Annotated in this window: 5 protein-coding genes and 1 pseudogene; 1 reads left to right on the top strand and 5 read right to left on the bottom strand. The window is 44.4% G+C overall.

Going from position 1 to position 5,571, the window contains the following annotated elements; all coding sequences use genetic code 11:
* Positions 1 to 174: 174 nt before the first annotated feature.
* Both BV372_RS28175 and BV372_RS28170 read right to left on the bottom strand, forming a co-directional pair.
* Positions 175 to 1,053: an SMP-30/gluconolactonase/LRE family protein gene (locus tag BV372_RS28175; protein WP_086689783.1), complete on the bottom strand. Its 879-nt coding sequence runs from the start codon at positions 1,051 to 1,053 to the stop codon at positions 175 to 177.
* A 33-nt stretch (positions 1,054 to 1,086) separates the two neighbouring features.
* Positions 1,087 to 1,896, bottom strand: coding sequence for an SDR family oxidoreductase (locus BV372_RS28170; protein WP_086689782.1), 810 nt, complete (start codon positions 1,894 to 1,896; stop codon positions 1,087 to 1,089).
* A 246-nt stretch (positions 1,897 to 2,142) separates the two neighbouring features.
* On the opposite strand from BV372_RS28170, the gene BV372_RS28165 reads away from it, so the two are divergent.
* Positions 2,143 to 3,036 carry a transposase family protein gene (locus tag BV372_RS28165; protein WP_086689781.1) on the top strand — a complete coding sequence of 298 codons (894 nt, stop codon included), beginning with the start codon at positions 2,143 to 2,145 and terminating at the stop codon, positions 3,034 to 3,036.
* Positions 3,037 to 3,198: 162 nt separating this feature from the next.
* On the opposite strand, the gene BV372_RS28160 is transcribed toward BV372_RS28165, so the two are convergent.
* From BV372_RS28160 to BV372_RS36735, 3 genes and pseudogenes are all read right to left on the bottom strand, one after another.
* Complete coding sequence (locus BV372_RS28160) at positions 3,199 to 3,660, bottom strand: DUF3592 domain-containing protein (protein ID WP_086689780.1); 462 nt, start codon at positions 3,658 to 3,660, stop codon at positions 3,199 to 3,201.
* 483 nt (positions 3,661 to 4,143) lie between these two features.
* Positions 4,144 to 5,157, bottom strand: a complete 1,014-nt coding sequence (locus BV372_RS28155) for a DUF4331 family protein (RefSeq protein WP_086689779.1) — start codon at positions 5,155 to 5,157, stop codon at positions 4,144 to 4,146.
* 111 nt (positions 5,158 to 5,268) lie between these two features.
* Positions 5,269 to 5,571, bottom strand: a pseudogene (locus tag BV372_RS36735) (hypothetical protein); the annotation flags it as partial.

Raw genomic sequence — 5,571 nt, 5'->3', positions numbered from 1 at the left:
CACTCCGTTGGGCGGGTTCCCCGACTTGTAGGAAGTGCCGTCGGCATAAAGGAACTGGCGAACCCGAAGGGCTTCCCTTCAAGTAGCAATCGCGAGGGTTTGGAGATTGCTTCACTCCGTACCCTTCGGGAAGGCTTCGCCTACGCAATGACAAGTGTTCAACCGGACATGATATCATCCCTTAAAATGATGAGTGGGTAAGCCTGAGATGGTGGTTGGTAAGCTAAATAAGTCGCCAGAATAGAAGCTATTTTGAATTTCTGCCTCACTTAACCCGACTGATGCTGTAGTAATGTAAAGCGTCATCAAATCTGCATTACCAAAAGTGCAGGAACTTGGACGCTGAACTGGCATCATCACTCGCATCATCTCTTTGCCAGAGGGGTCAAATCGAATAATACACCAGCCGTCCCACATAGCTGACCAGATACAACCTTCTCGATCCACTGCCAAACCATCGGGATAGAAGGATTCAGTGGTTAAATCAATGAATATTTTTCGGTTACTGATACTGCCACTTTCAAAATCGAAATCAAAGGCATAGATAGTTTTGAGCGGCGTATCAGTGAGATAAAAGGTGTTATTGTCTGGACTCCACCCCAGCCCATTGGATATTGTTAGTCCAGTTTCTAGTACGTGTAAAGAACCATTGGGATCGTAACGGTACAGACAACCTTTTGGTCCGCTAGTGCTCATTGAGCCAAACCAAAAACGTCCTGCTGCGTCACACTTACCATCGTTGCAGCGGGTGTCTGGCTGGTTGTCCTCTATGGTTAAAATTGGCGTGACTTTACCGTTACTGGTGTCCAAAAAAGCTAGTCGATGGCGTTGAGCCATAATCAGTCGATTAATTCCTGCTGGTGCAATACAGCCTACGACTTCACCCACATCAAAAAATTGATGGGCAGCAGTAGCCGGATTAAACTGGTGGACTCGATGATTATAGATATCAACCCAGTACAACAGTTGCTCATCTTGGTGCCAACAAGGCCCCTCTCCTAGACGTGCTCTAACTTCGAGAATATTTTTTGGTGAGTACTGTGTAGGGTTCATTAATTTTCTAGAATTACTAAGCATCCTCAAAACTTAGGCTGACCAGGGTTCTCGAAAGTCGGCATACAGCGTCAGTCCGCCATCAATAAATAGGGTTTGTCCTGTGATGTAAGCGGCTTCGTCAGAGGCGAGAAAAGCGACTGCTGCTGCCATTTCTTCTGCTGTTCCGGCGCGACCCATTGGGATATGACTTTCCACGATCACCTTTTTTTCTGGGTCGTCTGTCCAAGCTTTATTGATCGGCGTAATCGTTGCTCCCGGCGCGATCGCATTGACGCGAATTCCTTGCTCGGCATACTCTAGGGCCAATGTTTTAGTCAGATTTTCCATTCCCCCTTTGCTAATCGAATAGCTAACGTACAAAGGTCGAGGAATAATTTCGTGAACGCTAGAGATATTGATAATAATCCCAGATCGTTTTTCAGAAAGAAAATGTTTAATTGTCTCCCGCGCACAGAGAAAAGCACCGCGCAGATTTACAGACAAAATGTTATCAAAATCTTGAGTAGCAATTTCATGGGATGGACATTCTTTCTGAATTCCGGCATTGTTGATGAGAATATCTAAGCTGCCAAATTTCTCGACAACTGTATTCACCATATCTATGATGTCTGCTTCTTGAGAAACGTCACCTTTAACGAGTAGGGATTTCACACCACATTTTTCGACTTGTCCACAAGCTGTTTGCATTGCCAGTTCTTCTGTTTCCTCCGCACCTTCTGGACTTTTGCGGTAGTTGATGGCAATATTGCAACCTTCTTCAGCCAGTCGAATGGCGATCGCTTGCCCAATCCCCGAACTAGCTCCAGTAATCAGCGCATTTTTTCCCTTTAATCCCTTCATTGCAAGTTTTCCTCGCTTTTAGGCAGGAGTGTGTAAAATTAATCCTATTCATTTCACACCTACCTATTAATCCACCTTTGGTAGTAGCTGCGAATCTCGTTCTTCAGCTACGCTCAACCTGTTGAGATGGATAATTGTTAATTAGTAATTGGGATATTAAGTAAAAGACTTGTCCGAAATATTAACTTAGGAAAAGAAAAATGGTAAAACGTTAAATTGAGCGTCTACCATTTTTCAGAATTAGTTATGGTTTTTGATTATATCGAGAAATATCCACCCCGGACAAAACAAATTTTAGGAATTAGTTACGAACAACTCCAATCACTGTTAAAATGCGCCCAAAAGCGACATCAAGAAATCAAAGTGAAACAGGAGAGTCAAAAAATTAGAATCAATGCGTCTGGAGGAGGTCGCCCTACAAAGTTGTCAATAAGTGAGCAAGTCTGTTTATGCTTGTTTTATCTAAGACAGATGCCAACATTTCAAGTATTAGGAATGCTGTTTGGCGTTTCCAAAACGGAAGCTAATGATACATTTCATGACTGGATACCAATCTTGCGAGATATCTTACCCTCCAGTTTATTAGAACAAGTCTCAAAGAATGAAAGTGATTTACTATTTGTTCAAGAAGTACTAACTAATTTTAGGCTATTAGTCGATAGTCTGGAACAGTCAATTTATAGGCATTCTGACTCCAAAGAGCAACAAAAATATTTTTCCGGTAAGAAAAGACAACATACTTTGAAAAGCCAAATGATTGGGATGCCTGAAGGAAAAGATATTGTGGAGGTGGAAGTAGGTGTTCCTGGGCCAACAGCAGATATAAAATTGTTTCGTCAATCTCAGCAAAATTTTGATAAATCTCAACCTTTTTCAGGTAATAAAGGATTTCAAGGTGGCGAAAACATTATTACACCTCATAAAAGAAAACCGAAACAAGAACTAACTCAACAGCAAAAAGATGAAAACAAGGCTTTATCTAGTAATCGAATATTCATTGAACATTTAATTCGATTACTTAAAATATTTCGGATTGCTTCCCAAAGATTTCGATTAAAGCTCGATACTTATGAACAAATTATTTTAACAGTATGTGGGTTAGTTAGATTAAGGATAAGTAGTTTAGTTTTACCAAATTAGTAACTAGGAATAACTATAAAAATAGGAGTTGATTTTTATGCCTCTATACTATCAGTAACTATCTTAAACCCTTGTAATTACGTCTTGACGCAAATATCAAAGTTTTGTCTTAAAGCTTTGAACAGTCTGGCTTTGCAGTTTTCGGACAAGTCTATTGACGGGTTACTTACCCTCACCTAAAGACACGCTTAGAGGCGACAACTCGCGCAGTCCAGAAACTAAACTTAACCCACCCATACCATACATTACCCAAGGTACCAATGATTCAGAATCTTGCACCACACGTGCGGTAGTTGCTGGGTGCTTGGGGTCGTAACGGACAGCTACTATTTTGCCCTTACTAGCTCTGTTGGAATCATACCAACCTGTAAAGCGAACGGGATCACCCTTAGCGAGAAACTCAATAATTGGTGCATAGGTGTCTTTGTGCTTATCCTTACTATCGCGCTCCCGACGATGGACGATATCCACAACTCTACCTTGTGTTTCTGTGAGGGTGGCACGCTCGTGTTTAATTCGGTTGTTTCCGTAAAAACCTAGCCCAATACCCACCAGTCCAATTACTACACCAACAATTCCACTAAATTTATCGTCAAATGTGATTTGGCGAAGTTTCACATTCATAGGTTTAACTATCCCAAAAAAATAAATTTAATCACTGCATCTCGCATTGCTTTATTGCTTCACGAATGCCGACTACTTATTTAACGGTGGATTAGTAATAAATTATGTACTGTGAGGGATTGGAGGAATTATCACCACTACTGTACGATGAACGGTTCAAGGTTCAACACTGTGGTTCAACAGACTTAAATGTGCAGACGGAGAAGATGACAACAGAATAAAATTACCGCTGCGTCTCATGGTATGAAGAAAAAAGGTTTTGGGTGATCGCCTCTACTTGTTGTGACCTGCAATTATAAATCCCCCAACCTGCAATCATCGTTGTTTTCAGCCAGGATTAAATGCAACTATAATCCTGGCTGAAGCAGAATTATAGTTGCATTTAATCCTGGTTTGTAAATGTCATGATTGCAGGTTTGAACGATTAGCATTGCAGGTCACTACAATTACGCTTCCTTTACAGATCGGAGCCAGTGCGCGCCGTTAGCTTTTCTTCTGATGCGGCGTGCCCATGTACGGGAACTCCTTGAGAGTGTCAGTGTGTGGCTTGAGGCCGGAGGGGGGAATATCGCCCTTGGAGAGGAAGGCGAGGCGATGATCGATGACGTCGTCAGTAAAAACGCGACCGTTTGGATACTTAGCGGGCTTCAAAGGATCGAAGCACAGCATGTCGGGCAGAATGCGGTCAGCGTCGATCGCAGCGATTGCTTCTTCGCGGGTGTAATTGCCCGTATGCCCCATCAAGTGAACAAACTGATCCGTCCAGCGCTTGCGATCGTTGATCGGCTCGCTGGCGTTATATTCCAATTTGGTGTCGTCGGTATTGAAGAAGCTGCTGACGCTCGGGTGACCAGCGCGATCGACATGAAGCAGCTTGCCGTCCTTGCGCACGCTACACCGCCCCCAAATGCGGATCTCCGGGTTCGCGCCGAGCTCGCTTGTCGGCAGCTCTATCACTGTCGAGAACACATTGGCTTCCGTATTTGAATCCACGCCGGTCCACGGAGACTTGCCGCCCAGGTGGGGTGCGGTGAAATTTCTGCCGCCCGAGGTATCGAACAGATTCTTAATTCCGTCGAAGTCGAAAAAGAAAGCGTCGCTGCGAGTACCGGCGAAGAACGTGTAGTCCCCGGACTTGACGATGTTGGGTTTGGTGCCGAAGGAGACCTCGGCATCGGCGATGATCTTCGTCCCAACAGCTTCGACCGAACGGGATTCCGTGCCTTTTGCCACAAAGACGTTGACGGTCTGCATACTGTTTTGCGGTGGCGAGAACACATAACTGATCGCGATGTCAGTCAGGCAGTCTCCGTCGTTATCAATGTTGAGGCGGTATATGCCGTCAGGATGGAGCGCGTCGGCAGTCGGATTTGCATTTAGGATGAGCACGGTCCTTGACGGGTCCGTGGGCGACTGGAACGCGTAGAGGTCGCACAGATCGAGTCTTTGGTCATCGAGAGGTGGGCCGAGATTGAGTCCAGTAAAGTGGTTTGACATCTTTTCTCCTTAAGATAAGGATTTGCTTTTGGGTCAACGGTGCGGAAGGTTCGATTGTCAAAGATTGGTAGATGAGAAGTGGCTGGTCCTGCTCCTGCTGCGCCTTCAAGACTAGTTCGATGTTGTGATCGACAGGATAGCGTACTTGAGCGCTCCATTATGGGTTCTGTTGCAAAAATTTTCCGAGGACAAACCGGCATAGTTTGTGTGATGCGATGTGGTGATCGCTATTGTCATCATCTCTGATAAATGCATCCGGGAAGTGCTGCGACGCTCTCCAGTCATTGATGGTAACTGTGGTACTTGCTGCCACTGCTTTTCCCATGATGAACAGAAATCGTCTACCTCACAAAAAATCTGGGTTATGTCGAGGCGAGATACAATAGTGGACATTGCTGAGACACCTTGTTTATT

Origin of the sequence: Nostoc sp. T09 (genome assembly GCF_002154695.1) — a bacterium.
Classification (GTDB): Bacteria; Cyanobacteriota; Cyanobacteriia; order Cyanobacteriales; family Nostocaceae; genus Aulosira.
Note: the sequence above shows the minus strand (reverse complement) of the source record. Positions and strands in the feature narration are given on the sequence as shown.

Coding starts and splice junctions, on each gene's coding strand:
- BV372_RS28165 (WP_086689781.1), top strand. CDS start 2,143: ATGGTTTTTGATTATATCGAGAAATATCCACCCCGGACAAAACAAATT.
- BV372_RS28155 (WP_086689779.1), bottom strand. CDS start 5,157: ATGTCAAACCACTTTACTGGACTCAATCTCGGCCCACCTCTCGATGAC.
- BV372_RS28170 (WP_086689782.1), bottom strand. CDS start 1,896: ATGAAGGGATTAAAGGGAAAAAATGCGCTGATTACTGGAGCTAGTTCG.
- BV372_RS28160 (WP_086689780.1), bottom strand. CDS start 3,660: ATGAATGTGAAACTTCGCCAAATCACATTTGACGATAAATTTAGTGGA.
- BV372_RS28175 (WP_086689783.1), bottom strand. CDS start 1,053: ATGAACCCTACACAGTACTCACCAAAAAATATTCTCGAAGTTAGAGCA.